This window comes from Frateuria sp. (assembly GCF_035943815.1).
Classification (GTDB): domain Bacteria; phylum Pseudomonadota; class Gammaproteobacteria; order Xanthomonadales; family Rhodanobacteraceae; genus Frateuria_A.
The window spans coordinates 72,678-97,763 of sequence record NZ_DASZBU010000019.1 but is presented as its reverse complement, the minus strand read 5'-3'; the positions used below and the strand labels follow the sequence as shown (position 1 = coordinate 97,763).

Genomic DNA, 25,086 nt, shown 5'->3' with positions numbered 1-25,086 from the left:
AACGGTCAATCATGGGACACCTTGCGGGACAGCAGCAGGCGGGAGGCTAGGCTAAGCAGCAGCACGAACAGCGTGACCACGAAGGCACCGGCCCAGGCCAGCGCGTGCATGGTCTCGCCCGGATCGTTGGCGTACTGGTAGATCACCTGGGGCAGGCTGGACATCTTGTCCAGCGGGTTGAGCGTCATGAAGTTGTTGCCGAAGGCGGTGAACAGCAGCGGCGCGGTTTCGCCGCTGATGCGGGCCAGCGCCAGCAGCACGCCGGTGACTATCCCCGAGCGCGCCGCGCGCAGCAGCACCTGCGAGGTCAGCTTCCACTGCGGCACGCCCAACGACAGCGCCGCCTCGCGCAAGGTCGAGGGCACCAGCCGCAGCATCTCGTCGGTTGTGCGCACGATCACCGGCAGCGCGATCAGCGCCAGCGCCACGCCGCCGGCTAAGCCTGAGAAAGTGGTGTTGCCGTGGGTCAGCGCCGTGCTCGGCAGCACGATGATGGTGTAGACGAACAGACCCATCACGATCGAGGGCGCCGACAGCAGGATGTCGTTCAAGAAACGGATGCTCTCGCCCAGCCTGGTGCGGTTGGCGTACTCGGCCAGCCAGGTGCCTGCCAGCACGCCGATCGGTGTGGCGATGGCGATGCCGAGCAGGTTGATGATCAGACTGCCGACCATCGCGTTGGACAGGCCGCCCTGGTCGCCGTAGGCGGTTATCTTGGTGAACAGCTTCAAATCCAGCGCCGCGATGCCCTGGCGCAGGGTCGCCCACAGGATCCAGGCCAGGAAGGCCAGCCCGAACAAGGTGGCGGCGGTGCCGAGCGCCAAAGCGATGGCGTTGGTGAGCCGGCGGCGCAGGTACAGCGTGTTCATCAGCGGCCCTCCCGGCTGGCCAGCTGGCGCAGCATCAGCCGCGCGATCAGCAGCACGATGAAGGTCACCACGAACAGCAGGAAGGCCAGTGCCATCAGCGCGGATTTCTGCAGCCCCACCGCTTCGCTGAACTGGTTGGCGATGGTCGAGGCGATCGATGCGCCCGGATCGAGCAACGAGGCGGACAGCTCCATGGCGTTGCCCAGCACGAAGGTCACCGCCATGGTTTCGCCCAGCGCGCGGCCCAGCCCCAGGAAGATGCCGCCGATCACCGCCGAGCGCGTGTAGGGCAGCACGATGTCCCAGACCACCTCCCAGGTGCTCGAGCCCAGCGCATAGGCCGACTCCTTCAGGCGCGTGGGCACCGTCTGGAACACCTCGCGCATCACCGAGGAGATGAAGGGGATGATCATGACCGCCAGCACGATGCCGGCGGTGAGGATGCTGGCGCCGAAGGGATAGTCGCTGGCGAACAGCTTGCCTACGAACGGCACGTGCATGGCCACCCACGACGGGTGGCCGTCGTCCGGGCTGTTGCCCAGGTAGTTGGTCAACCAGGGCTTGATGTGGTCGGCGAAGAACGGGGCGAAGATGAAAAGGCCCCACATGCCGTAGATGATCGAGGGAATGCCGGCCAGCAGCTCGATCGCCGAGGCCACCGGCGTGCGCAGCCAGCGCGGCGCGACTTCCGAAAGGTAGAGCGCGATGCCGAAACTCACCGGCACGGCGATCAGCAACGCGATGAAGGAGGTGGCCAGGGTGCCGTAGACCGGCACCAGCGCGCCGTAGTTCTGGTTGCCCGGATCCCAGGCGGAACTGGTCAGGAAATGCCAGCCGAAGGTGCCGAAGGCATGGCGGCCGCCCCACAGCGTGGCGAACGCGGCGCCCAGCAGCGCCGCCAGCACGATCAGCGCGCAGGTCTTCAGCAGGCCGGCGAACAGGCGGTCGTGGCGTGCGTCGCGCGCGGCGCGTTGTTCAGGGACGTCGGCGGCTGGGATGGTGGACATCAATGGGTTCGCGTGAGGGAACTGGGCTCATGCTGTACGAAGGACGGATGGGGGCCCTCGGCGAGAGGCGCCCCCATCCGTCCGACAGCACCTTCCCCCACGGAGCGGGGGAAGGGTCGGTCTGCACGTTGCTGTTGTTGAGGTGTCAGTGCTTGTATTCCGAGGCCCAGTAGGCTTCGATCTTCTGCACCAGCTCGTTCGGCAGCGGCACGTAGTCGAGCGCGCTGGCCTGGCTCTGGCCTTTCTCCAGCGCCCACTTGAAGAAGTCGAAGGCGACCTTGCTGTGCTCGGCATTCTTGGGCTTCTTGTACATGATCACCCAGGTGGTGGCGGTGATCGGCCAGGCCTTAGCGCCCGGGGCGTTGGTCATGATCAGGTTGAAGTCCTTGGCGCTGGCCCAGTCGGCGGTGCTGGCGGCCGCAGCGAAGCTCTCGGCACTGGGCGCCACGACGTTGCCGGCGGCGTTCTTCAGGTCCACCCAGCTGATCTTGTTCTTCACCGCGTAGGCGTATTCGACGTAGCCGATCGAGCCCTTGATCTGCTTGACGTACTGCGACACGCCCTCGTTGCCCTTGCCGCCCACGCCGGCCGGCCAGTCCACGGCGGTACCGAACTTGACCTTCGAAGCCCACTCCGGGCTCACCTTGGACAGGTAGTTGGTGAAGTTGAACGAGGTGCCCGAGCCGTCGGAGCGGTGCACGACCGTGATCTTGCCGGCCGGCAGGGCCAGGCCGCTGTTAAGCGCGGCGATCTTCGGGTCGTTCCAGTTCTTGATCTTGCCCAGGAAAATGTCGGCGAGCGTGGCGCCGTCGAGCTTGATCTGGCCGGCCTGCACGCCGGCGATGTTGACCACCGGCACGATGCCGCCGACCACCACCGGAAACTGGCCCAAGCCAAACTTGGCCAGGTCCTCGGCCTTCAGCGGCGCGTCGGAGGCGCCGAAGTCGATGGTGCCTTCCTTGATCTGCGCGATGCCGGCGCCCGAGCCCACCGACTGGTAGTTGAGCTGGTTGCCGGTGGCCTGCGCGTACTGCGCCGACCAGCGGGACAGCACCGGGTAAACGAAGCTCGAACCGGCGCCGGTGATGTCGGTGGCCTGCGCGGCGTTGGCGCCAAGCAGCGTGGCGGCCGCCAGCACGGCGGCCGTGCCGAGGCGGGTAACGGTAGTGGTTGCGTTCAACACGGTCGGTCCTCTCGAAGGTATGCGTCGCGGGCGGATTCCCGGCGAGCGCATTTGAGGTCAGGCGTGTTGCAATGAAATGAGATGAATGTTTCAGCCTGATGACACGCCGCCTGCAAGCGTCATCCGGCGCCCGTCAAGGCAACGTCACTCCGGCTTGGGCGCGCTCGAGCGTTTCCAGTCGGCGCCAGCGGTTGACGATGGAGCAGAACAGCTCGGCGGTCCGCTCGGCGTCGTAAACGGCCGAGTGCGCCTCGCGGCCATCGAAGTAGTGGCCGGCGGCCTGCACCGCCTTGCTCAGCACGGTCTGGCCGTAGGCCAGGCCGCCCAGCGTTGCCGTGTCGAAGCAACTGAAAGGATGGAACGGATTTCGCTTGTAGTCGCAACGGCGGACTGCTGCATTTAGAAAGGCGAGGTCGAAGGCGGCATTGTGGCCGACCAGCACTGCGCGCTGGCATCCGCTCTCGCGCATTGCCCGGCGCACAGGCGCGAACACGTGATCCAGCGCCTGGCGCTCTGAAAGGGCTCCGCGCAGGGGGTTGTCCGGGTCGATGCCGGTGATCTCCAGCGAGCGCGGGTCGATGCGTGCGCCGGGAAAGGGCTCGACATGGGTGAACACCGCCGGGCAGGGGTGCAGATAGCCCTCGCCATCCATCGCCAGCGTCACTACCGCAATCTCCAGCAACGCGTCCTGCTCGGCATCGAAGCCGCCGGTCTCCACATCCACGATGGCCGGCAGAAAGCCGCGAAACCGCTCGCACATGCGGGCGGCCATACTGTTGCTGGGAAAATCCATCCGGGAAGGATAACAGCGGTATTGACGTAAGCGTCGCCTGGCATCCGTATCCTCGGCCGAAGCGCCCGCGTGTGCCCAAGCGGGCCCGGCCTCACGCCAAGCGCATGGATTTGCGCCGACGCATCAGGGTCCCTACCGGCATATCCGCGGCGGCCCCCGGGCGTCGTCGGCAGGTTTCTCTTGACCGGGCATGGCCAGCCATTCGCGGGCGGGTGCCGATGAAGCAGAACGTGTAGCCGCTCAGCGCTCCGGCGTTGCCGGCCGGTGGCATGGCCGCCCATGACAGGGTGTCAAATTCCTGTAATGCAAACGGCATCGAACCGTAAAGAGCGTGCCGCATCCTGCCGCCCGTCCCTGCTTGGCCATCCAGGATCGAAGGGGGCGGTCGAGTGATTTCTACCAACAGTGGAGAGAATTAACATGCGTTCGAAGATGCTCGTGGTGGCGATCGCCGCCGGTTTGGGCCTGGCAGGCGCCGGTGTGCATGCGGCACCGGCCCCGCAGAATGCGCAGTCGTCGGCTGCGCGCAACGCCGAGGTCGAGCAGCTCAAGGCCCAGCTGGCCGCGTTGCAGGCCAAGGTGGCTGAACTGGAGCAGCGCACCGATGCGCAGTCCGACATCAATGTGAGCACGGGGCAGAACATCGAGGCGATCCAGAAGGCGCAGACCACCGCTTCCTCCTCGCTGGACAAGGCGCTGGCCAACACCACCTTCTCCGGCAAGATGTTCTTCGACTTCTCCAACATCAACCAGAAGAACAGCGACACCGGCAAGACCGACGCTTCGGGCACCGGCATCGACGTCAAGCGCTTCTACCTGGGCGTGGACCACAAGTTCAACGACATCTGGTCGGCCAACCTCACCACCGACTTCAACTACGTGGCCAACGACGGCGAGACCAACCTGTTCGTCAAGAAGGCCTACGTGCAGGGCAAGTTCGACCAGGCCGCGGTGCTGCGCATCGGTTCGGCGGACATGCCCTGGATCCCGTTCGTGGAGAACTACTACGGCTTCCGCTACGTCGAGAACACCATCACCGACCGCCTGAAGTACGCCAACTCGGCCGACTGGGGTCTGCACCTGGGCGGCGACATCGGTGAGAGCAAGTACGCCAACTATGCGGTGTCCGTGGTCAACGGCGGCGGCTACAAGAACCCCAGCCGCAGCAAGGGCGTGGACGTCGAAGGCCGCGTCGGCTTCGTGCCCTTCGAGGGCATGATCGTCGCGGTCGGCGGCTACAGCGGCCACCTCGGCAAGGAAACCCAGAACATCAGCGCGCCGCATACCGCGCAGCGCGGCGACGTGATGGTTGCCTACGCCGACAAGACCGTGCGCGTGGGTGCCGAGTACTTCACCGCCAAGAACTGGGGCAACCTGGTGCTGAGCCCGGTGGCGGACAAGGCAGACGGCTACTCGCTGTGGGGTTCGGTGGCGCTCACCGACGACCTGGCGCTTTTCGCCCGCTACGACTACGCCAAGCTGAGCCGCGACATCGATCGCCAGTCCAAGGACGTCTACTACAACCTCGGCCTGCAGTACCAGGTGACCAAGGGCTTCAAGCTGGCCGGCGTGTGGAAGCACGAGAAGGCGGACCACTCGGTCACCACGCCGGTGCCGCCGCATGTACAGAACGTCAAGACCAACGAGATCGGCGTTTACGGCGAGGTCGCGTTCTAAGCAGGGCCGGCCGTCTGCCGAGTCTTGAGCAAACCTTCACGCGGAGCGTGGATCATTCGCTTCGCGTCAAGGAGCGGTTATCGGAATGGAGTTCTACCCAGGGAGGGACGACGGCGGGCCACAAGCCCGCCGTTATTTTTTTGCCCGCCGCCACGGCTCGGGATTTCGCATGCGGCGCGCACGGCAGTACTGCTATCGTCCGGACGGTCCCGTCCGAGGCCGCCGCCATGCCCATTCGCCAGCTCACCGCCCAGGTCAGTGTCGCGCCGCAGATCCGGCCCGAGGAACTGCCGGCCATCGCCGCCGCCGGTTTCCGCAGCGTGATCAACAATCGCCCCGACCATGAAGCGGACGACCAGCCCACGCACGCTGCGCTGGCCGAAGCCGCCTCCCGGCAGGGTTTGGCCTATCGCTACATTCCCGTCGTGCCAGGCCGGTACGACCTGGCCGCCATCGACGCCATGGCGCAGGCGATAGGAGAGATGCCGCCACCGGTGCTGACCTTCTGCCGCACCGGCACGCGCTCGACGTCGTTGTGGGCCCTGCAGGCCGCCCGGCACGCCCCGGTGGACGACCTGGTGCGTATCGCGGGCGAAGCGGGATACGACCTTGCCGGTCTCATGCCGCAGCTGCACGCGGAGCAGGGCGCTTGACCACCCTGGCCCTCGCCTGCGCATCGGGTCGAGCAAGGGTGGCGGCATGATCCTTTCCCCCGGCGCCGGCGAACTGCTGGCGGTGGTGTGCGGCTCGGCCGTGGGCTTCTCGCTCGCGTTGATCGGCGGCGGTGGCTCGATCCTGGCCACGCCGCTGCTGCTCTACGTGGTGGGCGTGCGGGATCCGCACATGGCCATCGGCACCAGCGCGCTGGCGGTGTCGGCCAATGCCTTCGCCAATCTGTGGCCGCACGCGCGCTCGGGCCATGTGCGCTGGCGCGCGGCGTTCGTATTCGCCGCCGCAGGCGTGGTCGGTGCCTGGGTGGGCTCCAGCGTGGGCAAGGCGATCGACGGCCACCGACTGCTGGCGCTGTTCGCGCTGCTGATGCTGCTGGTGGCGTTCCTGATGCTGCGCGGGCGCCGCGGTGGTGGCCCGGATCGTTATCCCTTGCCACACGCCGTACCGCGGCTGGGCGCGGTGGGTCTCGCCGCGGGCGGATTGTCGGGCTTCTTCGGCATCGGCGGCGGCTTTCTTATCGTGCCGGGGCTGATGTTCGCCAGTGGCATGGAGATCATCAATGCGATCGGCACCTCGCTGTTCTCGGTGGGGGCGTTCGCGTTGACCACGGCCGGCAACTACGCGGCCTCCGGCCTGGTCGAATGGCGCATCGCGGCCGAGTTCATCGGCGGCGGGGTGATCGGCGGCTGGCTCGGCGCGCTGGGGGCGCACCGCCTGTCGCGCACGCGTGGTGCGCTCAACGTGGTGTTCGCCGGCGTGATCGTGCTGGTGGCGATCTACATGCTCTACCGCTCGGCGCAGGCCTTGCGGGGGTAGGCGGGACCGAGGAAGGGACGTGCTAGGGCGTGGGCGGCGTCTTGTGCTTGTACTGGCACAGGTCACGTATCGGGCAGATCGGGCAGTCCGGCTTGCGCGCCTTGCACACGTAGCGGCCGTGCAGGATCAGCCAGTGGTGCGCATCCTTCTTGAACTCCGCCGGCACCACCTTCTCCAGCTTGTCTTCCACCGCGCGCACGTCCTTGCCGGGTGCCAGGCTGGTGCGGTTGGAGACCCGGAAGATGTGCGTGTCCACCGCGATGGTGGGTTCGCCGAAGGCGGTGTTGAGCACCACGTTGGCGGTCTTGCGGCCCACGCCGGGGAGCGACTCCAGCGCCTCGCGCGTACGCGGCACCCGTCCGCCATGCTGCTCGACGAGGATGCGGCAGAGCGCGATCACGTTCTTGGCCTTGGCGTTGTACAGGCCGATCGTGCTGATGTAGTGCTTGAGGCCTTGCTCGCCCAGCGCGAGGATCGCCTGCGGCGTGTTGGCGACCGGATAGAGCTTGCGCGTGGCCTTGTTGACGCCGACGTCGGTGGCCTGCGCGGAGAGCACCACGGCGACCAGCAGCTCGAACGGCGTGCGGTATTCGAGTTCGGTGGTCGGATTCGGGTTGAGCTCGCGCAGGCGCGTGAACAGCTCGACGACGTCGGCGCGCTTCATGTCCCGGCGCCTTGCCTGGCGCGCGCGCGGGCCAGCGCGGCCAGCACCGGATTCTGCGGCGAGGCCGGCGCGTCGACCGCCGCCTTGCGCGCGGACAGCTCCGCTTCGCGTTCGGCACGCTCGCGTGCAAGGCGCGCCTCGCGGCGCTGGAAGTGCGCGCGGGCCGCGTCGGCGTGCGCCGCGCTCTGAACCTGCTCGGCGGGCATCGGCTCGAGCACGATGCAATCCACTGGGCAGGCCGGCACGCACAGCTCGCAGCCGGTGCAGTCGTCGGGCACGACGGTGTGCATCAGCTTGGCCGCACCGACGATGGCGTCCACCGGGCAGGCCTGGATGCACTTGGTGCAGCCGATGCAGTCGGCTTCGACGATGCGCGCCAGCATGCGCGGCTTTTCCACCCCATGGGCCGGATCGAGCGCAAGCACCGGGGTGCCCAGCAACGCGGCCAGCTTCGCGATGCCTGCCGCGCCGCCCGGCGGGCAACGGTTGATCGGCGCCTCGCCGCGCGCCATGGCTTCGGCATAGGGGCGGCAGCCACGAAAGCCGCACTGCTCGCATTGCGTCTGCGGCAGCAGCGCGTCGATGCGGTCGGCGAGGGTGGAGCGATCGGCCACTGGAACGTCGCGGGGTTAGCCGGCTCAGCGCACCGTGGCGCCGGGCCTGGCGCCCTGGTCGGCATCGAGCAGGAACAGGTCGCTGCCGCCTTCGCCGGCGGACAGGATCATGCCCTCGGACAGGCCGAAGCGCATCTTGCGCGGCGCCAGGTTGGCGATGAACACCACGTTGCGGCCGAGCAGCTTGTCCGGCTCGCCGTAGGCGGCGCGTATGCCGGAAAAGATCTGCCGCGTGCCCAGCGGGCCGGCGTCCAGCTCGAAGCGCAGCAGCTTGTCCGAGCCTTCCACGAACTCGCAGGCGGTCACCTTGCCGACGCGCAGGTCGAGCCTGGCGAAGTCGTCGATGGAAACGGTGGCGGTGGCATCGGCTGCAGGCAGGACGGGTTCGGTCATGGGCTTGCGGGTTTCCTTGATGGATTTGGGAGCGGCCGCCGGGGCGGGCGCGAGCGATTCCTTCGAGGCCTCGATCATCGCCTCGATGCGCTTGGGATCGATGCGGCCGAGCAGAGGCTCGAAGACGCCGATCGCGTGGTTGTGCAGTTCGGCGCGCGCATCGTCGAAGCTGGCGATGGGCGCGTCGAGGAAGGCTTCGGCCGCGGCGACGGTGGTCGGCAGCACCGGTTTGAGCAGGCCGGCCAGCAGGCGGAAAGCGGCGATGGCGAAGGAGCACACCTGGTGCAGCTCCTGGCGGCGCGACTCGTCCTTGGCCATAGCCCACGGCGCGGTGGCGGCGATGTGGCCGTTGACCAGGTCGGCCATCAGCACGAAACGGCGGCTGACCTCGGCGAAGTCGCCAGCGTCATAGAGCGCATCGACGCCGTCGTAGTGTCCCAGCAGCGTGTGCCAAAGCGCCTGCTCGGCGGCGCCGAAGCGCTCGGCCAGGCGGCCCTCGAAGAACTTGTGGACGAAGCCCGCCGTGCGGCTGGCGATGTTCACCCACTTGCCGACCAGGTGCGAGTTGACCCGTTCCTCGAAGGCCTTCAGATCCAGGTCCACGTCCACCGGCGCGTCGTCCAGCATGCAGGCGAAGTAGTAGCGCAGGAATTCCGGATTCAGGCCGGCATCGAGGTAGGTGCGCGCCTGGATGAAGGTGCCGCGCGACTTGGACATCTTGGCGCCGTTGACCGTCAGGTAGCCGTTGACGTGCAGCGCCGAGGGCGTGCGCAAGCCCGCGCCGTGCAGCATCGCCGGCCAGAAGAGCCCATGGAAGTTGATGATGTCCTTGCCGATGAAGTGGTGCATCTCGGCGCGGCTGGACGGCGCCAGGAAGTCGTCGAACTTCAGGCTCGTGCGGTCGCACAGCGCCTTGAAGCTGGCCAGGTAGCCGACCGGCGCGTCCAGCCACACGTAGAAGAACTTGCCTGGCGCGTCGGGGATCGGGAAGCCGAAGTAGGGCGCGTCGCGCGAGATGTCCCAGTCCTTCAGGCCACCGTCCAGCCATTCGCGCAGCTTGGCGGCCACGCCTGCGTTGGCCACCGGCCGGCCTTCGGTGTAGCGGCCGGCGAACCAGTCGCGCAGCAGCGCCTCGAACTTCGACAGTTCGAAGAAGTAGTGCTCCGAATCGCTCAGCACGGGTGCCGCGCCCGAGACCACCGAATAGGGCTCGATCAGGTCGGTGGGTGCGTAGGTGGCGCCGCAGTTCTCGCAATTGTCGCCGTACTGGTCGGGCGTGCCGCAGCGGGGGCAGGTGCCCTTGATGTAGCGGTCCGGCAGGAACATTTCCTTTTCCGGATCGAACAGCTGCTTGATGTTGCGCCGCGCGATGAAGCCGCCATCGCGCAGGCGCGTGTAGATCAGCGTGGCGAGCTCGCGGTTCTCCGGCGAATGGGTCGAGTGGTAGTGGTCGAAGGCCACGCCGAAGGCCGCGAAGTCGGCCTCGTGGCCGGCGCGCACGCCCTCGATGAAGGCTTCGGGCGTCATGCCCGCCTTTTCCGCCGCCAGCATGATCGGCGTGCCGTGGGCGTCGTCCGCGCAGACGTAGGCCACCTCGCTGCCCGCCATGCGCTGCGCCCGCACCCAGACGTCGGCCTGGATGTAGCCCAGCAGGTGGCCCAGGTGCAGCGGGCCGTTGGCGTAGGGCAGGGCGTTGGTGACGAGGAGACGGCGGGTCATGGGAGGCGGGCGTTGCGACGGGATCGCACATTATGGCATGCGGCACCGTGCCGCCCGGTGTTTGGATGGCCGAAACGCAAGGCCGCGACCGCGCTGCGGCGACCGGGACACCCGATCCGAAGTGAGGACCAACGCGGTCACAGCGCTCGATGTTGCGATGCAGCGTCGCCGGCTCGATAATTGGCGCTCGCAGGCTGTTCCTGCTGGAAATACATCCGTCATGCACCTGAACATGCTCAAGGCCAAGATCCACCGCGCTACGGTCACCCATGCCGAGCTGCACTACGAGGGCTCGATCGCGATCGACGGCCTGTTGCTGGATGCCGCGGGCATCCGCGAGTACGAGCAGATCCACGCCTGGGACATCAACAACGGACAGCGCTTCGTCACCTACGCGCTGCGTGCCGAGGAAGGCTCGGGGATCATCTCCGTCAACGGCAGCGCCGCGCGCAGCGTGCAGAAGGGCGACCTGATCATCATCGCTGCCTTCGCCCAGCTGAACGAAGCGGAGCTGGAGAAGTTCCAGCCCACGCTGGTGTACGTGGACGCGGCCAACCGCATCTCGCACACCAACCGCTCGATCCCCAAGCAGATGGCGGCGGCCTGATCCAGATCCCTCTCCCGCGTTCGCGGGAGAGGGCCGACGGGGCCACGCGGTACCGATTCTTCCCCGTTCACGGGGCAAGGTGCCCGACTTGCCGGTGCGGGAGCGCCGGCGGAACGGCGAAACCGGGCACGAAGGGGCGAATGGGAGGTCTCGCGAAAGGCCCACCCGCATATCCCGCCCAAGAGTGCCCCATCCGCCTGTCGGCACCTTCCCCCCGCGTTCGCGGGGGAAGTACGTGCGATGGGGCTTGCGTGGCGAGGGCCCGTCCTCTGTTCACCCTCCTGCGGCGCAGGGAGCGCTCGGTGACCGCCTTTCCCGTGTGGCTACCCGACGTGTTCCTAACGTCCGCTCGGCTTAAGATGCAAGGCTTCCCCAGCCGACGCGCCAGCCCATGCCCGCCAACGTCCCGACGTATGCCTCGCTGTTCGCCGACCATCACCGCCGCCTTGCGCAGACGCACCTGCGCACGCTGATCGCCGATCCGGCGCGCGGCGAGCGGCTGCGCCATCGCGCAGGGCCGCTGCTGCTGGACCTGAGCCGGCAGAAGCTCGACGCCCAGGCGCTCGATGCGCTGGGCGCGCAGCTGGAGGCAAGCGGCTGGCAGGCGGCGCGCGATGCGATGTTCGCCGGCGAGGCGATCAATACCTCCGAGGACCGCGCGGTGCTGCACACGGCCCTGCGCGCCGGCGGCTCATCCCTGGCGTCGCCCGCGCCGGCCGAGGCGCGGCGCGAGATCGAGGCGACGCTGGAGCGCATCGGCGAGCTGGTCGACGCGGTCCACGCCGGCAAGCAGGCGGCCCTTGGCCTGCCCGACGCCGTGACCGACATCGTCAACATCGGCATCGGCGGTTCGGATCTGGGACCGCGCCTGGCCGTCGCCGCGCTGGCGCCGTTCCGCACGCGACGGGTAAGCAGCCACTTCCTGACCAATGTCGATGGTCAGGCCGCCTACGACCTGATCAGCCGGCTGGACCCGAAGACCACGCTGGTGGTGATGGTGTCCAAGACCTTCACCACGCAGGAGACGCTGCTCAACGGCAACGTGCTGCGCGGCTGGATCTCCGAGGCCTGCAACGGCGACGAGCGCATGGTGGCGCGCCATTTCCTGGCGGTCAGCGCCAACGCCGAGGTGGCCGGCAGCTGGGGCTTGCCGCTGAAGCAGATCCTTCCGATGTGGGATTTCGTCGGCGGGCGCTACTCGCTGTGGTCGGCGGTGGGACTGTCGCTGGCGCTGGCGATCGGCATGGAGGGTTTCCGCGCGGTGCTGGCCGGCGGCGCAGGCATGGACGACCATTTCCGCAGCGCGCCCTGGCAGGAGAACCTGCCGGCGCTGCTGGCGCTCACCGAGATCTGGAACCGCGACGTGCTGGGTTTTCCCTCGCGCGCGGTGGTGCCGTACGCGGACCTGCTCGCCGACCTGCCGAGCTACCTGCAGCAGCTGGAGATGGAAAGCCTGGGCAAGTCGGTGACGCCGCAGGGCGTGCCGGTCGGCCAGCCGACCGTGCCGGTGGTGTGGGGCAGCGTCGGCACCAACGCGCAACACGCCTATTTCCAGGCACTGCACCAGGGTACCGAGGTGGTGCCGCTGGACCTGATCGGCGTCGTCAACCCGGCGCATCCGCTGCACGGTAACCACGACGCGCTCTTGTCCAACCTGCTCGCGCAGGCGGCGGCGCTGGCGCTGGGCAAGACCACCGACGAGGCGCTGGCCGAACAGCCTGCCGGTGGCCGCGCGCTTGCCGCGCAGCGCACCTTCCCGGGCGATCGTCCCAGCTCGGTGATCCTGCTCGATGCGCTCACGCCCGAGAGCCTGGGCGCGCTGATCGCGCTGTACGAGCACAAGGTGTTCCTGCTCGGTCACCTGTGGGGCATCAACGCGTTCGACCAATGGGGCGTGGAGCTGGGCAAGAGCATCGCGCGGCAGATCCTGCCGGCGCTGCGCGGCGAGTCCTCGGACGTGCCGCCCCTGGACGCGGCTACCCGCGCGTTGATCGGTGCGATCCGCGAGCGCCGCCGCAGCTGAGGCCGGCGCATCCGGGAGTTCTCGCCAAGGTCGGATACCTTTCCCCGCACTGCGGGGAAAGGAGCGAGAAGCGACTCAGCGGTGGGCTCGTTCATGGTGGCGCGCGAGCGCCCAGGCGACGTGCTCGCGCACGACGGCCGACGGATCGCCGGCCCGCTCCTCCAGCGCGGCGATCACCTGCACCGACGACGGCGCATTGCCCAGCGCCACGGCGATGTTGCGCAGCCAGCCCTCGTAGCCGGTGCGGCGGATCGCCATGCCCTCGGTGCGGCGCAGGAATTCCTCCTCGCTCCAGGCGAACAGCTCCACTAGCTTCGCGCCGTCCAGGCTATGGCGCGGCGCGAAATCCGGCTCGACGGCGCCCTGCGCGAACTTGTTCCAGGGGCAGACCAGCTGGCAATCGTCGCAGCCGAAGATGCGATTGCCCATGGGTGCGCGCAGCTCTTCGGGAATCGAGCCTTTCAGTTCGATCGTGAGGTAGGAGATGCAGCGGCGCGCGTCGAGCCGGTAGGGTCCGAGGATGGCCTGGGTCGGGCACACGTCGATGCAGCGGCTGCAGCTGCCGCAATGCGCGCTGGCCGGCACGTCGACGGGGAGCGGGAGGTCGGTGTAGAGCTCGCCGAGGAAAAAGTAGGAGCCGGCATCGCGGTTGATCAGCACGGTGTGCTTGCCGATCCAGCCCAGCCCCGCGTTGCGCGCCAGCGCCTTCTCCAGCACCGGCGCGGAGTCCACGTAGGCGCGGTGGCCGAAGTCGCCGATGGCCGCGCGGATGCGCTCGGCCAGCTTCTGCAGCCGGTTGCGCATGAGCTTGTGGTAGTCGCGGCCAAGGGCGTAGCGGGCAACGTAGCCGGACTCGCCGTCGGCCAGCACGTCCCAGGCATGGCGGGTGCCGGGCGCGAGGTAGTCCATGCGGACCGAGACCACCCTGAGCGTGCCCGGCTCGAGTTCGGCCGGGCGGCTGCGGCGGGTGCCATGGCGCGCCATGTATTCCATCTCGCCGTGGTGGCCTTCGCCCAGCCAGTGTTCCAGGTGCGCCTCGTCCTCGCCCAGTTCGACGCCACTGATGGCCGTCTGTGCGAAGCCCAGTTCGCGCGCCCATTGCTTGATGTCGCGGGCAAGCGCGGCGTAGTCGGGGGAGGGGACGGACATGGCCCCATTGTAGGTGCGGCCGTGCGTCCGGACGCGACCCTATAATCGCCCCGATGACTTCGACGCACAGCCAGGCCCTCTATACCGTCGCCCAGGTGCGGGCGCTCGACCGGCACGCGATCGAAGCGCTGGGTGTTCCCGGCTACGAATTGATGCGCAGGGCGGCGGAGGCCGCACTTGCCGGTTTGCGGCGATGCTGGCCGCAGGCGCGGCGCGTCGCCGTGTTCTGCGGTCCGGGCAACAACGGTGGTGACGGTTTCCTGCTGGCGCTGCTCGCCCGGGAGGCGGGGTTGGACGCTATGGCCTTCGCGCTGGCCGAGGCCCGCGGGGATGGCGGCGACGCGTCGCGCGCACGCGCGGCGTGCGAGCAGGGCGGCGTACCGCTGCTGCACTGGGAGGCAAACGGCACGCTGCCGGCGGCGGACGTATACGTCGACGCGCTCTACGGCACGGGCCTGGACCGCCCGCCGCAAGCGGCGGCAGCGGCCCTGATCGAGCGCATCAACGCCAGCGGCGTGCCCGTGCTGGCGCTGGACGTGCCCTCGGGCCTGAACGCCGATACCGGCCATTGTCCCGGCGCCGCGGTGCGGGCCGACCTCACGGTGACGTTCATCGCCGCCAAGCGTGGGCTGCATACCGGCCAGGCCGCCGCCTGCACGGGGCGGATCGAGCTCGCCACGCTGGGGTTGCCCGATAGCCTCTGGCAGGACTCGCTGCCCGACGCGAGCCTGCTCAAGGCGGCCGGCCTGCCGCCGCGTCCGCGCGACGCACATAAGGGGCGCAATGGCCATGTGCTCGCCATCGGCGGCGACCATGGCACCGCCGGGGCGATCCGACTGTGCGGGGAAGCGGCGCTGCGCGGCGGCGCCGGCCTGGTCAGCGTGGCCACCGAGCCGGAACACCTGGTGGCGCTCAACGCGGCACGCCCCGAACTGATGGCGCATGCGGTCAACGGTCCGCAGGCGCTGGAACCGTTGCTGGAACGCGCCAGCGTGCTCGCGGTCGGACCGGGCCTGGGGCAGGGCGCCTGGGGCCACGCGCTGTGGCTGACCGCGCTGGACACCCCTCTGCCGCTGGTGCTCGATGCCGATGGCCTGAACCTACTGGCCGCCGAGCCGCGCCGTTTCGATGCGGCGCGGCAGGTGGTCCTCACGCCGCATCCGGGCGAGGCCGCACGGTTGCTCGGCTGCTCCATCGACCAGATCGAGCGCGATCGTTTTGCCGCCGTCCGCGCATTGGCACGGCGGTTCGGTGCCGTGGCGGTGCTCAAGGGCGCGGGCTCGCTGGTCGCCGATCCGGACGGACGTCTGGACGTCTGTCCATGGGGCAATCCCGGCATGGCCTCCGGCGGCATGGGCGACCTGCTCACCGGCCTGGTCGCGGCGTTGCTGGCGCAGGGCTGCACGGCCCGGGACGCCGCCCGCCTGGGCGTCGGCCTGCATGCGCGTGCCGGCGACCATGCCGCACGTGGAGGCGAGCGCGGCCTGCTCGCCAGCGATCTCCTGGCGCCACTGCGCCGCCTGCTCAACGGACTGGACGCATGAGCGACTGGACCCTTCCCGACGAAACCGCCACCGCGGCGTTGGCGCAACGCTTCGCCGCCGCCATCGACGGCGGCCTGGTGATCTATCTGCATGGCGACCTCGGCGCCGGCAAGACCAGCTTCGCCCGCGCGCTGCTCACCACGCTGGGCGTGGGCGAGCGGGTCAAGAGCCCGACCTACAGCCTGGTGGAGTCGTACCGTGCCGGCCCGCTGACCGCCTGGCACCTGGACCTCTACCGCATCGCCGATCCGGGCGAGCTGGAATGGCTGGGGCTGGATGCGCTGGGCGACCCCAGCGCACTGGTGCTGGTGGAATGGCCCGAGCGCGGCGCGGGTGCCCTGCCGGCGGCAGACCTGGTGCTGCATCTGGAGCACGCCGGCCTGGGACGGCGTGCTCGCGCGGAGGTGCGCAACGCCCGCGGAGAGGCGGTGCTGGCGCGCCTGGGTGCGGGCCTAAGTCACTAGCGCAAAAGGAAAAAAGCTTGTCGCTGCCAAGGCCGCGCTACGGCACTGCTCGCTGGCAAGACCTTGATCGATCCTGATGAATGCGGCGCAGGTTATGGAAATCCAAGGGAAAAACCCTTGCAATCGCGGTTTTGCTGGGTTTCAATGCGGCGCCATGACACGTCCGCTCGCGCGCCTGGGAACGCTCGGTCTGGTGGCCTTCGCCGCCATGCTGCCCCTGCGCCTCGCCCACGCGGCCGACGTCGAGTCGGCGCGCGTCTGGGCCGGCCCCACCTACACCCGCGTGGTGTTCGACCTGTCCGGGCCGGTCGACTACAAGCTCGGACGTGACGGCGACACCGTCACGCTCGATCTGCGCAAGGGCAGCCTGGCCAGCGATTTCGAACGGCCCGCGGCGCGGGGCTTGCTCAAGGGCCTGGACAGCCGCCGCGACGGCGAGGCGCTGCAACTGGTGGCGCATGCCGCGGCCGGCGCGCAGCCCAAGACCTTCCTGCTCAAGCCCGAGGGCGACCGTGGTTACCGGCTGGTGCTCGACCTTTACCCCGGTGCGGGCGCCGACAAGCCGGCGCCGGTCACGGCCACGGTCACGGCAAAACCGGCCGATGATGAGGACGACGGCCGCGCCACCGCCCTGGCCGCGATCAAGCCGACCGGCAGCGTGGGCAAGGGCGCCAGGCAGGCGGCCATGCTGCTGGGCGGCGAGCGCAAGGTGATCGTCGCGATCGATGCCGGCCATGGCGGCAAGGACCCCGGCTCGCACGGTCCGGGCGGCACGCTGGAAAAGAACGTCACGCTGGCCGTCGCCAAGGCGCTCGCCGCGGAGATCAACAAGCAGCCGGGCATGAAGGCGGTGCTGACCCGCGACGGCGACTATTTCATCCCGCTCAAGCGCCGCTACCAGATCGCACGCGAGCAGAACGCGGACCTGTTCGTTTCCGTGCACGCCGACGCTTTCACCAGCGGCGACGCGCGCGGCTCGTCGGTATGGGTGCTGTCGCCGCGCGGCAAGACCTCCGAGGCGGCGCGCTGGCTGGCCGATCGCGAGAACCGCGCGGACCTGATCGGCGGCGTCACGCTGGACGACAAGGACGACAGCCTCGCCGCGGTGCTGCTGGACCTGCAGCAGGGCTACGCCATCCAGGCCAGCGAATCGATCGCCGGCAACGTGCTCAAGGCGCTGGGCCAGCTTGGGCCGACCCATCGTGGCTATGTCGAGCACGCCAACTTCGTCGTGCTGCGCTCGCCGGACGTGCCTTCGATCCTGGTCGAGACCGCCTTCATCAGCAACCCGGCCGAGGAGCGCAAGCTGCGCGATCCCGCGCACCAGCGCCAGCTGGCGGCGGCGGTGACCGGCGGCGTGCGCAACTACTTCGAATCCACGCCGCCGCCGGGTACCTGGTTCGCGGCACAGGCGATGCGTCGCAACGGCATGCTGGCCGAAGCCGCCAGGCCCGCCACGCCGGCCAAGGCCGCGGACGCCGAGCGTGCGGATGCCGACGTGCGCGACCTGCACCGGGTCGCGCGCGGCGAAAGCCTCGGCAGCATCGCCCGCCAGTACGGCGTGAGCGTGCGCGCGATCAAGAGCGCCAATCGCATGAACGGCGATTCGGTGCAGACGGGCATGGTGCTGGCCATTCCGGCCGGCTGACAGCCACTCCGCAAGCCCTCGTCCGTGAGCCTTCTCCCGCCGCGCGGGAGAAGGAGAACCGTTACCCCGCGTGTTGTCGGTATTTCCAGGGATGCATCGGTGGGCATCGCCGGCTGCACGCTTTAAGCTTGCGCGATGCCCGTCATCCGCCAGCTTCCTCCCGACCTCGTCAACCAGATCGCCGCCGGCGAGGTGATCGAGCGGCCTTCCTCGGTGGTCAAGGAGCTGGTCGAGAACAGCCTCGACGCCGGCGCCACACGCATCGAGGTGGACATCGAACAGGGCGGCGCGCGACTGATCCGCGTGCGCGACGACGGCGGCGGCATCGCGCCGGACGAACTGCCGCTGGCGGTGGCCTCGCACGCCACCAGCAAGATCGGCAGCTTCGATGACCTGGAGCATGTGGCCAGCATGGGTTTCCGCGGCGAGGCGCTGGCCTCGGTGGCCTCGGTCGCACGCTTCGCACTGACCTCGCGCACACGCGATGCCCACAGCGCGTTCCGGCTGGAGGTCGACGGCGGACGCATGCAGCCGGCAAGGCCGGCGCAGCATCCGGTCGGCACCAGCGTCGAGGTGCGCGACCTGTTCTTCAACGTGCCCGCTCGGCGGAAATTCCTGCGCGCGGAGCGCACCGAATTCGCGCACATCGACGACCTGCTCAAGTCGCTCTCGCTGGCTCGACGCACGGTGGAGTTCCGTCTGAGCCACAACGGCAAGCCGCTGCGCCTGTTCAAGGCCTGCCGCGACGATGCCTCCGCGCTGGCGCGCGTGGCCGAGGTGCTGGGCGAGAACTTCCCCGCGCAGAGCCTCAAGATCGCCCATGCGGCCGCCGGCATGCAGCTCTCGGGCTGGGTCGGCCTTCCCACCGCCTCGCGCGCGCAGGCGGACGGCCAGTTCTTCTACGTCAACGGACGGCTGGTGCGCGACCGCGTCGTGGCGCATGCGGTGCGCCAGGCCTACGCCGACGTGCTGTTCCACGGCCGCCATCCGGCCTTCGCGCTGTACCTGGAGCTGGACCCGGCCGGGGTCGACGTGAACGTGCATCCGGCCAAGCACGAGGTGCGTTTCCGCGAGCAGCGGCTGGTGCACGATTTCCTGTTCCGCAGCCTGCACGAGGCGCTGGCGCAGACGCGGGCGGGGCAGGTGGAGTCGCATGCGCATGCCGAGGAAGGCCGCCTGACCATGGGCGCCGCGCCCGGCGCGCCGGCGCTCGCCCATGCCGCCTCGTGGCCGTTGCGCGCCGAGCAGAACCGGCTGGCGCTCGGCGTGCGCGACGAGCCGCTGGCGGAGTACGCAACGCTGCTGGGCGAGCCGCGCGGTGCCGCAGCCGCCGTGGCGATGCCGGTGGCCATGCCCGCGGCGGATGAGGGCGAGGCTCCGCCGCTGGGTTTCGCCATCGCCCAGCTCAAGAGCATCTACATCCTGGCCGAGAATGCGCACGGCCTGGTGCTGGTGGACATGCACGCCGCGCACGAGCGCATCACCTACGAAAAGCTCAAGGCCGGGCGCGCCTGCAGCAACCTGCGCTCGCAGTTGCTGCTGGTGCCGCTCAATCTGTCCGTGAGCGCGAAGGAGGCGGCTGCCGCGGAGGAGCACGCCGAGGCGCTGGCCGACTGGGGCCTGGAGCTTTCGCGCAGCGGACCCTCGACCGTGGTGGTACGGCGCATTCCTGCGCTGCTGGAAGGCGCCGACGTGGGCCGACTCACCACCGACGTGCTGGCCGAACTCGCGCAGCACGGCAGCTCGCGCCGCCTGCAGGAACTGGAGAACGAGCTGCTCTCCACCATGGCCTGCCACGGCTCGGTGCGCGCCGGGCGACGGCTGACCCTGCCGGAAATGAACGCGCTGCTGCGCGAGATGGAAGCGACCGAGCGCTCCGGCCAGTGCAACCACGGCCGGCCGACCTGGACGCAACTGTCGCTGGGCGAGTTGGACAGGCTGTTCCTGCGCGGCCGCTGAGTCTCCGCCGGCCGCTTGCCGGCTGCGCGTTTGGCCGCCCATACTCGTCGATGCTTCCCTCTGCGCGGACCGTCCCCATGTTGCGAGTCGCCGCTTTCCTCCTTGCCACGCTTTCCGGAGTCGCTACCGTGTCCGTCGCCCGAACCCCCGTGTCCTACACCCATGAGATCGAGCAGTGGCGCGCCGACCGCGTGGCGCTGCTGACCGCGCCGGACGGCTGGCTCAGCCTGATCGGCCTGGAGTGGCTGAAGGAGGGCGCCAACCGCGTCGGCAGCGCGGCGGACAACGACATCGTGCTCAAGGCGGGCCCCGCGCACCTTGGCACGGTGACGCTGGCGGCGGACGGCTCCACGCAGATCGTGTTGGCCAGCGGCAGCGGCGCCACCGTCGATGGCAAGCCGGTCGAGAGCGCCGCGCTGATCGACGACATGCATGCCGCCCCCGGCGCCGCGCCGACCACGGTGCGCTTCGGCCAGGCCGGCTTCTACATGATCGAGCGCGACGGCCGCAAGGCGCTGCGCGTGAAGGACGCCGACGCCGAGCCGCGCCGCGAGTTCTCCGGCATCGATTATTTCCCGATCGATCCGTCCTGGCGCATCGAGGCCGACTGGGTGCCCTTCGTGCCGGCGCACGAGCTTCAGATCGGCTCGGTGATCGGCACCATCGACACGGTGAAGGTGCCGGGCAAGGCGGTGTTCCACCGTGACGGCCACACGCTCGAGCTGCTGCCCTACCAGGAGGAGCCGGGCGGCGAACTGTTCTTCGTGCTGGCCGACCGCACCTCCGGCAGGGAGACTTACGGTGCCGCGCGCTTCCTCTACGCCACGCTGCCGGCGGGTGGGCTGGACAAGCCGGGCAAGCTGGTGCTGGATTTCAACCAGGCCTACAACCCGCCCTGCGCCTTCACCCCGTTCGCCACCTGCCCGCTGGCGCCGCCGGAGAACCGGCTGGACGTGGCGGTGACCGCCGGCGAGAAAAAGTACGCCGGCGGGCATCACTGAAGGCCTGGAGTTCCGCGCCGCTCAGGTGCCCTTGAACGCCGCCTTGCGTTTTTCCAGGAACGCGCGGGTGCCTTCGCGCATGTCCTCGGTGGCGAACATCAGCGCGAAGCCCTGGGTCTCGAACTCCAGGCCCTGGTCGAGCGCGGTTTCGCCACCTTGCAGCACCGCGTCGAGAATGGCGGCGGCCGCCAGCGGCGCGGCGGCGGCCAACTGGTCGGCCAGCGCATCGACGGTTTCGTCCAGCGCCTCGGGCGCCACCACGCGGTTGACCAGCCCCAACTCGTAGGCGCGCTGCGCGCCGATCGGCGCGCCGGTAAGGCACAGCTCCAGCGCCGCACCGCGGCCGGCCAGGCGCAGCAGGCGCTGGGTGCCGCCGAAGCCGGGGATCAGGCCCAGATTGATTTCCGGCTGGCCGAACCTGGCCTTCTCGCTGGCCACGCGCAGGTGGCAGGCCATCGCCAGCTCCATGCCGCCGCCCAGCGCGAAACCCTGGATGCGCGCGACCACCGGCTTGCCCAGCCGTTCGATCGTGCTCATCAGGCGCTGCCCGGTGCGCGAAAAGGACTGCGCCTGCACGCTCGAGTAGCCGTTCATCTCGGCGATGTCGGCACCGGCGACGAAGGCCTTCTCGCCCGCGCCGGTGAGCACCACCGCGCGCACCGCGTCGTCCTGGGCCGCCTGCGTGAAGGCGAGGGTCAGCTCGTTGAGGGTGTCGCGGTTGAGCGCGTTGAGCTTGTCGGGCCGGTTGACGGTGATGATGCGCACCGCGCCGCGGTTGGCGACTTCCAGGTTGCGATAGGCCATACAGGCGCTCCGGAAAGGGAAGACGCGCATGGTAGCAGCGGGAACCTTTGCCGCATCCGGGTTTCCAAGCCACGCGCCGGCCGCGGCGCTGCAGGGAGCCGCCGTTGCGCTTAGCATGTCGGTTCCGTCCATGATGGAGGCAAGGCATGACACGACTGGGTGGGCTGGCGCTAGGCATGTTGGTGCTGGGAAGCGCCGTACACGCGCAGGACCGCGCCGCGCCCGCCTCGCAGGTCAGGCTGGACAAGCACAAGCTTTCCTACGCGATCGGCTACCAGATCGGCAGCCAGTTCGCCGGCGGCGACCCGGACGTGGACCTGGCCACCGTGCAGAAGGCGATGGCCGACGCCTATGCCAAGCGCCATCCGGCCGTCTCGATGCAGGACATGCACGACCAGCTCCAGCACCTGGAGCAGCAGATGCACGCCGATGCAGTGGCCGAGTTCAAGCGCATCGCCGCCACCAATGCGCGCAAGAGCGCGGACTACATGGCGCGCAACCGCCAGCGCGCAGGCGTCGTGCAGTTGCCGTCGGGCATCCAGTACGCCGTGCTGGCGCAGGGCAAGGGCAAGGCCAGTCCGACCGTCACCAGCACGGTGACGGTCAACTATCGCGGCATGCTGGTCGACGGCACCGAGTTCGACAGCTCCTGGGCGCATGGTGCGCCGGTGACCTTTCAGGTCGACAAGGTGATCCCTGGTTGGCAGGACGTGATCCCGCGCATGCACGTGGGCGACCGCTGGAAAGTGGTGATTCCGCCGCAACTGGCCTATGGCGAGCGCGGGCAGTTGCCGCGCATCGGGCCGAACGAAGCGCTGGTGTTCGAGATCGAGCTGCTCGACGTCAAGCCGTAGCCTGCTGCCGATCGACGCATCCTCCACGGCGCCGGGACAGGCATCGGCTACCATTCCGCCGATGCCCACGTACGATCCCGCCACCGTCGCTCCCCTCACGCCCTGTATCGGCATCTGCCGGCTGGACGCGCGCGGCTGGTGCGAGGGCTGCCTGCGCACCGGCGAGGAGATCGCGCGCTGGCGCGGCATGGACGAAGCCGAACGCCTGCGCTACATGCGCGAGATCCTGCCCGCGCGCGCGAGGCCGTGATGGACGGCGTGGCGGACCGCCCGGCCGGGCGCCTGTTCGACGCGCTGCATGGCGTGCTGCGGCCGCTCACCGATCCGCCCGCAGGACCGGGCTGGAACCATGCCCAGATGGCCGATCTGCTCGGCGACGCCCCCCGCCGGCCGGCCGCGGTGCTGATCGGCGTGCGTGAGGGCGTACAGCCGCGGCTGGTGTTCACCGTGCGTACCGCGCACCTGCAATCACACGCGGGACAGGTGGCATTCCCCGGCGGCCGGCAGGACCCGGAAGACACCGACGCCGTCGCGACTGCGCTGCGCGAGAGCGAAGAGGAGATCGGCCTGGCGCCCGCGCACGTGGCGCCGCTGGGGTTCCTCGATTGTTTCGAAACCATCAGCGGCTACTGCGTGACCCCGGTGGTGGCGCGCATCGCCGAACCGGCGGTGCTGTATCCGACGCCGGCCGAGGTGGCGGAAGTCTTCGAGGTGCCGTTCGCATTCTTCCTTGAACCTTCGAACCTGCGCCGCTACGTGATGGACTATCGCGGCCATCGCCGCCCGATGGTGGAGTTCGTCCACGGCGGCCACCGTATCTGGGGCGCCACCGCCGCGATGCTGCTCAACCTGCTCGAACGGATGGGATACGCATGAGCCTGCACACCACGCTGATCGATGCGGCCGCACTGGCCGCGCTGCCGCCGGACCAGCTGCTGATCGTCGATTGCCGCGCCGATCCGGCGGGCGCCGGCGCCGCCGATCCGGGCAAGCCCGAGCGTGAGTACCGCGAGGGCCACATTCCCGGCGCCGTGCATGCCAGCCTGGAACATGACCTCTCTGACCTGGGCCGCCAGGGCCTGGGTCTGGGCCGCCATCCGCTGCCGCTGGAGCAGGCCTTCTCGGCGACGCTCGGCCGCTGGGGCTGGCGCCCCGGCCTGCAGGTGGTCGCCTATGACGCGGGCAGTAGCGCGCTGGCCGCAGCGCGACTGTGGTGGCTGTTGCGCCTGGCGGGCGTGCGTGACGTGGCCGTGCTCGATGGCGGCCTTGCCGCCTGGCGCGCGGCCGGATTGCCGCTGGAAACGGGCACGGTGGAGCGCACGCCGACGCAGGTGGATCTGCGTTTCGATGCCGCAGGGGCGATCACCGACCATGCCGCGCTGCATGCGGCGTCGGCGCCGGTGCTGGTCGATGCGCGCGCGGCGGCGCGCTACCGCGGCGACACCGAGCCGCTGGACCGTGCCGCCGGCCACGTGCCTGGCGCCTTGAACCGTCCCTACACCGACAACCTGGACGCCGGGGGCCGCTTCAAGACGCCCGCGCAACTGCGCGCGGAGTTCGCCGCGGTGCTCGGCGACACGCCACCGGACAAGGTAGTGCACATGTGCGGCTCCGGCGTCACCGCCTGCCACAACCTGCTGGCGATGGAGCATGCCGGGCTGCACGGATCGCGGCTGTACGCGCCCTCGTGGAGCGGCTGGGTGAGCGACCCCTCGCGGCCGGTGGCCACTGGCTGAGGAGGCGTCGGCCTCAGCCGCTGCTCTTCGCCTTGAGGCGTGCGACCAGCTGCTGCAGCGTCGCCTGCGTCTGCGGGTGGAAATAGGCGTCCACGAACTGATCGAGCGGCAGCGCATCGACGTCCCGCCAGGTGGCGCGCAGGTCGGCACGGGCCAGTTCGCGGGTGTTGAGCATGGCGTGCGACGGCAGCGCGAGCAGGTCGCCGAGCCAGTGCAGCGCCCGGGTGACCACCTGGTCCACGCCGGTCAGTTCGTCGACGAAGCCGCAGGCCAGCGCCTGTTCCGATTCGATCATGGTGCCGCCCACCATCAACCGCTCGGCACGGTAGGGTCCGACCACGCGGCGCAACGCCATCTGGATGCAATCGGGCACGACCAGTCCCACCTGCACCTCGTTCAGGCCGATGCGGAACGGCCCCTGGGCCATCACGCGGTAGTCGCAGAACAGTGAAAGCACCGCGCCGCCCGCCGGGCTGTGGCCGGTAATCGCCGCCACGGCAGGGATCGGCGAAGTCGCGAGCGCGCAACCGACGGAAAAGAACTGGTGCCAGTACTCGCGCACGCCGGCTCGATCGCGCTGCAGCAGCGCCGGCACGTCCACGCCCGCCGAGAACATGCCCTGCGCGCCGGACAGCACCAGGCCGCGCGCGCCGTTGCGCGGGGCCTGTTCGATGGCGTTGCGCAACATCGTGAGCAACTCGAAGCTCAGCGCGTTGACCGGGGGCCGCGCCAGGCGGATCTCGGCGATGTCACCGTCGTGGGGAAGGATGTCGAGCATGGCGGGGTCCTTGGTTGTCATTGCGCGAGCGGCGGGCGCAGCTGCAAGTTTGCCCCAACTGGCCGCCAGCGCCTTCACCGTTTGCGGGAAGCCGGAATGGCGGAGGGAGCGT

22 protein-coding genes and 1 pseudogene are annotated in these 25,086 nt (G+C 69.2%); 13 read left to right on the top strand and 10 right to left on the bottom strand.

Features of this window, described 5'->3' with window-relative positions; all coding sequences use genetic code 11:
* Window positions 1-5 precede the first annotated feature (5 nt).
* The 4 genes from pstA to rnt all read right to left on the bottom strand — a co-directional run bounded on the left by pstA (window position 6) and on the right by rnt (window position 3,852).
* Window positions 6-869, bottom strand: a complete 864-nt coding sequence (gene pstA, locus VGU65_RS14230; RefSeq protein WP_327476788.1) for a phosphate ABC transporter permease PstA — start codon at window positions 867-869, stop codon at window positions 6-8.
* Complete coding sequence (pstC, locus tag VGU65_RS14225) at window positions 869-1,876, bottom strand: phosphate ABC transporter permease subunit PstC (RefSeq protein ID WP_327476786.1); 1,008 nt, start codon at window positions 1,874-1,876, stop codon at window positions 869-871. Before pstC ends, pstA begins: the two co-directional genes overlap by 1 nt.
* Window positions 1,877-2,021: 145 nt before the next feature.
* Entirely contained in the window at window positions 2,022-3,056 is a 1,035-nt protein-coding gene (gene pstS, locus VGU65_RS14220; RefSeq protein WP_327476785.1) for a phosphate ABC transporter substrate-binding protein PstS, read from the bottom strand.
* Between the two features lie 136 nt (window positions 3,057-3,192).
* A complete protein-coding gene (rnt, locus tag VGU65_RS14215) occupies window positions 3,193-3,852 on the bottom strand; it encodes a ribonuclease T (RefSeq protein ID WP_327476783.1) in 660 nt (219 codons plus the stop codon).
* 420 nt (window positions 3,853-4,272) lie between these two features.
* Here rnt and VGU65_RS14210 point away from each other — a divergent pair, with 420 nt between their 5' ends.
* The 3 genes from VGU65_RS14210 to VGU65_RS14200 all read left to right on the top strand — a co-directional run bounded on the left by VGU65_RS14210 (window position 4,273) and on the right by VGU65_RS14200 (window position 7,017).
* Window positions 4,273-5,529 carry a porin gene (locus tag VGU65_RS14210; RefSeq protein WP_327476781.1) on the top strand — a complete coding sequence of 419 codons (1,257 nt, stop codon included), beginning with the start codon at window positions 4,273-4,275 and terminating at the stop codon, window positions 5,527-5,529.
* A gap of 227 nt (window positions 5,530-5,756) precedes the next feature.
* Window positions 5,757-6,182, top strand: a complete 426-nt coding sequence (locus VGU65_RS14205; protein ID WP_327476779.1) for a protein tyrosine phosphatase family protein — start codon at window positions 5,757-5,759, stop codon at window positions 6,180-6,182.
* Window positions 6,183-6,228: 46 nt separating this feature from the next.
* Window positions 6,229-7,017: a sulfite exporter TauE/SafE family protein gene (locus tag VGU65_RS14200; RefSeq protein WP_327476778.1), complete on the top strand. Its 789-nt coding sequence runs from the start codon at window positions 6,229-6,231 to the stop codon at window positions 7,015-7,017.
* A 22-nt stretch (window positions 7,018-7,039) separates the two neighbouring features.
* On the opposite strand, the gene nth is transcribed toward VGU65_RS14200, so the two are convergent.
* From nth to metG, 3 genes are read right to left on the bottom strand one after another with little or no spacing between them, the layout of a single operon-like run.
* A complete protein-coding gene (gene nth, locus VGU65_RS14195; RefSeq protein ID WP_327476777.1) occupies window positions 7,040-7,681 on the bottom strand; it encodes an endonuclease III in 642 nt (213 codons plus the stop codon).
* On the bottom strand, window positions 7,678-8,295 hold the full coding sequence (gene rsxB, locus VGU65_RS14190; protein ID WP_327476775.1) for an electron transport complex subunit RsxB: 618 nt from the start codon (window positions 8,293-8,295) through the stop codon (window positions 7,678-7,680). The genes nth and rsxB overlap by 4 nt, the downstream gene beginning before the upstream one ends.
* 24 nt (window positions 8,296-8,319) lie before the next feature.
* Window positions 8,320-10,407 (bottom strand): methionine--tRNA ligase, encoded by a 2,088-nt coding sequence (gene metG, locus VGU65_RS14185; protein WP_327476773.1) that lies wholly within the window; start codon window positions 10,405-10,407, stop codon window positions 8,320-8,322.
* A gap of 220 nt (window positions 10,408-10,627) precedes the next feature.
* Between metG and panD the strand changes: the two genes are divergently transcribed.
* The gene (gene panD / locus VGU65_RS14180; RefSeq protein ID WP_327476771.1) at window positions 10,628-11,014 is read left to right on the top strand and encodes an aspartate 1-decarboxylase; all 387 of its coding nucleotides are present in this window, start codon (window positions 10,628-10,630) and stop codon (window positions 11,012-11,014) included.
* 391 nt (window positions 11,015-11,405) lie between these two features.
* Window positions 11,406-13,037 carry a glucose-6-phosphate isomerase gene (gene pgi, locus VGU65_RS14175; protein WP_327476768.1) on the top strand — a complete coding sequence of 544 codons (1,632 nt, stop codon included), beginning with the start codon at window positions 11,406-11,408 and terminating at the stop codon, window positions 13,035-13,037.
* 75 nt (window positions 13,038-13,112) lie between these two features.
* Here pgi and queG read toward each other — a convergent pair whose 3' ends face one another.
* Window positions 13,113-14,186 carry a tRNA epoxyqueuosine(34) reductase QueG gene (queG, locus tag VGU65_RS14170; RefSeq protein ID WP_327476766.1) on the bottom strand — a complete coding sequence of 358 codons (1,074 nt, stop codon included), beginning with the start codon at window positions 14,184-14,186 and terminating at the stop codon, window positions 13,113-13,115.
* A 53-nt stretch (window positions 14,187-14,239) separates the two neighbouring features.
* On the opposite strand from queG, the gene VGU65_RS14165 reads away from it, so the two are divergent.
* The 5 genes from VGU65_RS14165 (at window position 14,240) to VGU65_RS14145 (ending at window position 20,802) form a co-directional block, all read left to right on the top strand.
* Window positions 14,240-15,730, top strand: coding sequence for an NAD(P)H-hydrate dehydratase (locus VGU65_RS14165; protein WP_327476764.1), 1,491 nt, complete (start codon window positions 14,240-14,242; stop codon window positions 15,728-15,730).
* On the top strand, window positions 15,727-16,194 hold the full coding sequence (gene tsaE / locus VGU65_RS14160) for a tRNA (adenosine(37)-N6)-threonylcarbamoyltransferase complex ATPase subunit type 1 TsaE (RefSeq protein WP_327476762.1): 468 nt from the start codon (window positions 15,727-15,729) through the stop codon (window positions 16,192-16,194). The genes VGU65_RS14165 and tsaE overlap by 4 nt, the downstream gene beginning before the upstream one ends.
* 154 nt (window positions 16,195-16,348) lie before the next feature.
* Window positions 16,349-17,842: an N-acetylmuramoyl-L-alanine amidase gene (locus VGU65_RS14155; protein ID WP_327476760.1), complete on the top strand. Its 1,494-nt coding sequence runs from the start codon at window positions 16,349-16,351 to the stop codon at window positions 17,840-17,842.
* Window positions 17,843-17,977: 135 nt separating this feature from the next.
* On the top strand, window positions 17,978-19,801 hold the full coding sequence (mutL, locus tag VGU65_RS14150; RefSeq protein ID WP_327476758.1) for a DNA mismatch repair endonuclease MutL: 1,824 nt from the start codon (window positions 17,978-17,980) through the stop codon (window positions 19,799-19,801).
* A gap of 77 nt (window positions 19,802-19,878) precedes the next feature.
* A complete protein-coding gene (locus tag VGU65_RS14145) occupies window positions 19,879-20,802 on the top strand; it encodes a DUF1684 domain-containing protein (protein WP_327476757.1) in 924 nt (307 codons plus the stop codon).
* A 21-nt stretch (window positions 20,803-20,823) separates the two neighbouring features.
* Here VGU65_RS14145 and VGU65_RS14140 read toward each other — a convergent pair whose 3' ends face one another.
* Window positions 20,824-21,606, bottom strand: a complete 783-nt coding sequence (locus VGU65_RS14140; RefSeq protein ID WP_327476756.1) for an enoyl-CoA hydratase/isomerase family protein — start codon at window positions 21,604-21,606, stop codon at window positions 20,824-20,826.
* A 146-nt stretch (window positions 21,607-21,752) separates the two neighbouring features.
* Between VGU65_RS14140 and VGU65_RS14135 the strand changes: the two genes are divergently transcribed.
* The 3 genes and pseudogenes from VGU65_RS14135 to VGU65_RS14120 all read left to right on the top strand — a co-directional run bounded on the left by VGU65_RS14135 (window position 21,753) and on the right by VGU65_RS14120 (window position 24,196).
* Window positions 21,753-22,460: an FKBP-type peptidyl-prolyl cis-trans isomerase gene (locus tag VGU65_RS14135; protein WP_327476755.1), complete on the top strand. Its 708-nt coding sequence runs from the start codon at window positions 21,753-21,755 to the stop codon at window positions 22,458-22,460.
* Between the two features lie 61 nt (window positions 22,461-22,521).
* Window positions 22,522-23,336 (top strand): annotated as a pseudogene (locus VGU65_RS14125) (DUF1289 domain-containing protein).
* Window positions 23,333-24,196: a sulfurtransferase gene (locus VGU65_RS14120; RefSeq protein ID WP_327476750.1), complete on the top strand. Its 864-nt coding sequence runs from the start codon at window positions 23,333-23,335 to the stop codon at window positions 24,194-24,196. The pseudogene VGU65_RS14125 and the gene VGU65_RS14120 overlap by 4 nt, the downstream one beginning before the upstream one ends.
* 13 nt (window positions 24,197-24,209) lie before the next feature.
* Here the strand turns inward: VGU65_RS14120 and VGU65_RS14115 are convergent, their stop codons facing one another.
* A complete protein-coding gene (locus tag VGU65_RS14115; protein WP_327476749.1) occupies window positions 24,210-24,974 on the bottom strand; it encodes an enoyl-CoA hydratase/isomerase family protein in 765 nt (254 codons plus the stop codon).
* Window positions 24,975-25,086 lie beyond the last annotated feature (112 nt).

What these genes read in the sequence shown, in the direction of transcription:
- mutL (WP_327476758.1), top strand. Translation starts at nt 17,978, where the DNA reads ATGCCCGTCATCCGCCAGCTTCCTCCCGACCTCGTCAACCAGATCGCC.
- VGU65_RS14120 (WP_327476750.1), top strand. Translation starts at nt 23,333, where the DNA reads ATGAGCCTGCACACCACGCTGATCGATGCGGCCGCACTGGCCGCGCTG.
- VGU65_RS14145 (WP_327476757.1), top strand. Translation starts at nt 19,879, where the DNA reads ATGTTGCGAGTCGCCGCTTTCCTCCTTGCCACGCTTTCCGGAGTCGCT.
- VGU65_RS14140 (WP_327476756.1), bottom strand. Translation starts at nt 21,606, where the DNA reads ATGGCCTATCGCAACCTGGAAGTCGCCAACCGCGGCGCGGTGCGCATC.
- pgi (WP_327476768.1), top strand. Translation starts at nt 11,406, where the DNA reads ATGCCCGCCAACGTCCCGACGTATGCCTCGCTGTTCGCCGACCATCAC.
- VGU65_RS14115 (WP_327476749.1), bottom strand. Translation starts at nt 24,974, where the DNA reads ATGCTCGACATCCTTCCCCACGACGGTGACATCGCCGAGATCCGCCTG.
- pstA (WP_327476788.1), bottom strand. Translation starts at nt 869, where the DNA reads ATGAACACGCTGTACCTGCGCCGCCGGCTCACCAACGCCATCGCTTTG.
- VGU65_RS14205 (WP_327476779.1), top strand. Translation starts at nt 5,757, where the DNA reads ATGCCCATTCGCCAGCTCACCGCCCAGGTCAGTGTCGCGCCGCAGATC.
- metG (WP_327476773.1), bottom strand. Translation starts at nt 10,407, where the DNA reads ATGACCCGCCGTCTCCTCGTCACCAACGCCCTGCCCTACGCCAACGGC.
- rnt (WP_327476783.1), bottom strand. Translation starts at nt 3,852, where the DNA reads ATGGATTTTCCCAGCAACAGTATGGCCGCCCGCATGTGCGAGCGGTTT.
- nth (WP_327476777.1), bottom strand. Translation starts at nt 7,681, where the DNA reads ATGAAGCGCGCCGACGTCGTCGAGCTGTTCACGCGCCTGCGCGAGCTC.
- panD (WP_327476771.1), top strand. Translation starts at nt 10,628, where the DNA reads ATGCACCTGAACATGCTCAAGGCCAAGATCCACCGCGCTACGGTCACC.
- VGU65_RS14135 (WP_327476755.1), top strand. Translation starts at nt 21,753, where the DNA reads ATGACACGACTGGGTGGGCTGGCGCTAGGCATGTTGGTGCTGGGAAGC.
- VGU65_RS14165 (WP_327476764.1), top strand. Translation starts at nt 14,240, where the DNA reads ATGACTTCGACGCACAGCCAGGCCCTCTATACCGTCGCCCAGGTGCGG.
- tsaE (WP_327476762.1), top strand. Translation starts at nt 15,727, where the DNA reads ATGAGCGACTGGACCCTTCCCGACGAAACCGCCACCGCGGCGTTGGCG.
- VGU65_RS14155 (WP_327476760.1), top strand. Translation starts at nt 16,349, where the DNA reads ATGACACGTCCGCTCGCGCGCCTGGGAACGCTCGGTCTGGTGGCCTTC.
- queG (WP_327476766.1), bottom strand. Translation starts at nt 14,186, where the DNA reads ATGTCCGTCCCCTCCCCCGACTACGCCGCGCTTGCCCGCGACATCAAG.
- VGU65_RS14210 (WP_327476781.1), top strand. Translation starts at nt 4,273, where the DNA reads ATGCGTTCGAAGATGCTCGTGGTGGCGATCGCCGCCGGTTTGGGCCTG.
- VGU65_RS14200 (WP_327476778.1), top strand. Translation starts at nt 6,229, where the DNA reads ATGATCCTTTCCCCCGGCGCCGGCGAACTGCTGGCGGTGGTGTGCGGC.
- pstC (WP_327476786.1), bottom strand. Translation starts at nt 1,876, where the DNA reads ATGTCCACCATCCCAGCCGCCGACGTCCCTGAACAACGCGCCGCGCGC.